The organism is Bacillus sp. AFS040349, assembly GCF_002577655.1.
GTDB lineage: Bacteria > Bacillota > Bacilli > Bacillales > Bacillaceae > Metabacillus.
In genome coordinates, this window is the sequence record NZ_NUMC01000154.1 from 1 (window position 1) to 3,082 (window position 3,082).

At 39.9% G+C, this 3,082-nt stretch carries 2 protein-coding genes; both read right to left on the minus strand.

Annotated elements, in window-relative coordinates; translation table 11 throughout:
- Positions 1-95 precede the first annotated feature (95 nt).
- The gene (locus COD11_RS24425) at positions 96-1,487 is read right to left on the minus strand and encodes an APC family permease (protein WP_098799507.1); all 1,392 of its coding nucleotides are present in this window, start codon (positions 1,485-1,487) and stop codon (positions 96-98) included.
- Positions 1,488-1,618: 131 nt separating this feature from the next.
- On the minus strand, positions 1,619-3,040 hold the full coding sequence (locus COD11_RS24430) for an aldehyde dehydrogenase family protein (RefSeq protein WP_098799508.1): 1,422 nt from the start codon (positions 3,038-3,040) through the stop codon (positions 1,619-1,621).
- Positions 3,041-3,082: the final 42 nt, after the last annotated feature.

Here is a 3,082-nt window from a genome sequence, read left to right on the forward strand (position 1 = left end):
TTATTTTCACAGAAAAAAAGTCTCTAAAACCCACAAACCACTATTTGGCAGGGAAGGTTTCAGAGACTTAAACTTAATTGTAGAAATCAATTATTTCATATATTTTTCGTTTCCTTATTTTCAACAACCTCATATTTCCCCTTATTCATATGATAATAGAAATACGCTCCTATTAAAACCCAACCAGCAACCATTACCCATTCATATGGCCAAACTAGTGCAGCAGGCATTCCTGGCATGTATAACAATATAAATCCTAAACTTAAAAAGAGAGCAATCCAACCCACTGCATTTTGCTTTCCAGCCTTAAACGGACGGTCCATGTTTGGTTCTTTTTTACGCAAAATAATAAAGGATAAAGCGACTAAAAAGTAGGCAACAACGATTCCAAGTCCCCCAGCATCAACAATCCATACGAGTGCTGGTCTTCCTAATAATGGTGCTAATGTTGCTAAAGCACCAAGAAAAATGACTGCATTAGAAGGTGTTTTGTATTTTGGATGTAAATATCCAAACCAAGCAGGCAGCATTCCCGAGTTTGCCATAGCATAAATAATACGGCTACCTCCGATAATAAATGCATTCCAGCTGGTAACAATTCCACAGATTCCTCCGAATATTAAGATATTTGCGAAAATTTTTGACCCAAATACAGCTGCCATTGCGTCAGCAGTCGCTAATTGTGTCATACTTAATGCCTCTTGATCAAGTGCCATAGACACGCCAAAAGCAATAGCCAAGTAGAAAACAACCGCACAGCCTACAGAAAAAATAAGAATCTTCCCAATATCTTTTGCCGGAATATTTGCTTCTTCAGCAACTTGTGGGATAACATCAAATCCAACAAAAAGAAATGGTACCATGATGAGCACAGTCATGATCCCCCCAACTCCACCCGTGAAAAGCGGCTGAAGATTTTGCGGATCTCCATTTGTCCCTGCGCCAAATATAAGCAATATCCCAATTCCAACGATAAAAACAGTTAAAACAACCTGCATAAACGCTGCTGGCTTTAATCCAAAATAATTAAGGGCCGTAAGTAATATCGCCCCAACAGAGCCAATTAATACCCAGGTCAGATAAACATCCCATCCACCTATTGTCCATAAGTAACCAACCTGATAGTTAGGAAGTAAATAATCTATAACTGTTGGAAGGGCAACAGCTTCAAACGTAACGACTGATACATATCCTAATGTGATTGCCCAAGAGGCAATAAACGCGGCTTTGCTTCCCATTGCCCGCTCAACATAATGATGCTCTCCTCCTACTGCAGGCATTGCAGATGCGAGTTCAGCATAGGTCAGCCCGACAAAAGTTACGAGTAATCCCCCTATAATAAATGCTATGATTGCTCCAGCGGAACCTGCAGATACGATCCAATTTCCAGAAAGTACAACCCATCCCCAACCGAGCATTGCACCAATGGCTAAAAATAACACATCAACCTTTGTTAAAACCTTTTTCAGCTCTTTTTCTTGTTTCATCTCCTTCATCCTCTCGTTCTATGTAATTTGCTGAATATAAAAGTGGTATTTAGCCTTATCTTATAGTCTAGTTTCTTATATGTATGGCTTAATGCCCGAATTCCAGCGGGCATTAAGCATAGTCATTATTTTCACGCCTGATTAAAAACAACTAACTTCTGCTCAGTCATTTCTTCAATCGCATATTTTACCCCTTCGCGTCCAACTCCACTTTCTTTTACACCACCATATGGCATATGATCAACACGGAAAGTCGGGATATCATTGACCATAACCCCCCCAACATGTAGCTTTTTCGTTGCCATGAGAGCTGTATGGATATTGTCTGTATAAATTCCTGCCTGTAACCCGTATCGTGAATCGTTCACATAGTTGATGGCCTCCTTAACAGAGCTTACCTTGTTAATCAGGACAATTGGTGCAAACACCTCTTGACACGAGACTTTAAGCTTAGCATCAACATCAGTTAAAATGGTTGGCTGCAATACATTCCCCTCAGCATCTCCACCAGTTAATATCTTTGCTCCCCCTTGCTTCGCTTCTTCAATCCAAGCTAGAGCACGGTCAACATCACTAGGACTGATTAATGCTGAAACATCTGTGTTAGGATCAAGTGGATCACCTATTTTGAGTTGCTTTGTTGCTGCCACCATTTTCTCTACAAATTGCTCATACAATGATTCATGAATATAAACACGCTGCAACGAAATACAAACCTGACCTTGGAAGGAAAAAGCCCCCATCACACAGCGGTCAATGATTTTATCAAGTTCAACACCTTGATCAATAATTACTGCTGCATTTGAACCAAGCTCCAATGTCACTCGCTTTAAGCCCGCTTTATTACGGATACCAATTCCTACCGCTGGACTTCCAGTGAACGATATTTTTTTCACCCGATCGTCTTTAACGATTTTTTCCCCAACAACAGAACCCTTACCAGTGACAATATTTAAAGCACCATCAGGTAAACCAGCTTCTTTGAAAATATCTGCTAAAAATAAGGATGATAGCGGTGTTTGTTCTGCTGGTTTTAACACCACTGTGTTTCCTGATGCAATCGCTGGACCGACTTTATGCGCAACTAAATTCATTGGGAAATTAAATGGTGTAATTGCACCAATCACACCGATCGGCTCACGAACTGTATAAGCAATCCTGTTTTCTCCACCAACAGCAGCGTCAAGTGGTATTGTTTCTCCATGAATGCGTTTCGCTTCCTCTGCCGAAAATTTATAGGTTGCAACAGTACGATTCACTTCACCAAGAGCTGTTTTATATGGTTTTGCGGCTTCTGCAGAAATGATTTTGGCCGCTTCTTCTGCACGTGCTTCAATGAGATTTGCCACTTTTTCTAAAATAGAAGCCCGCTGATGTGCAGGCATTTCAGCCATGATTTCATTTGTTTGATAAGCTGCAGCAATTGCTTTATCTACATCTTCTTCTGTTGCAGAAGCAATTTCACCAATTTTTTCATTACTGTATGGGGAAAGTAAGTCTTTGTAAGATTCTGTTTCAATCCATTCTCCATTTATAAATAATTGTTTTTTCATTTATATCCTCCTTATCGTTTTACCGTATTGTCAAAACTTCTA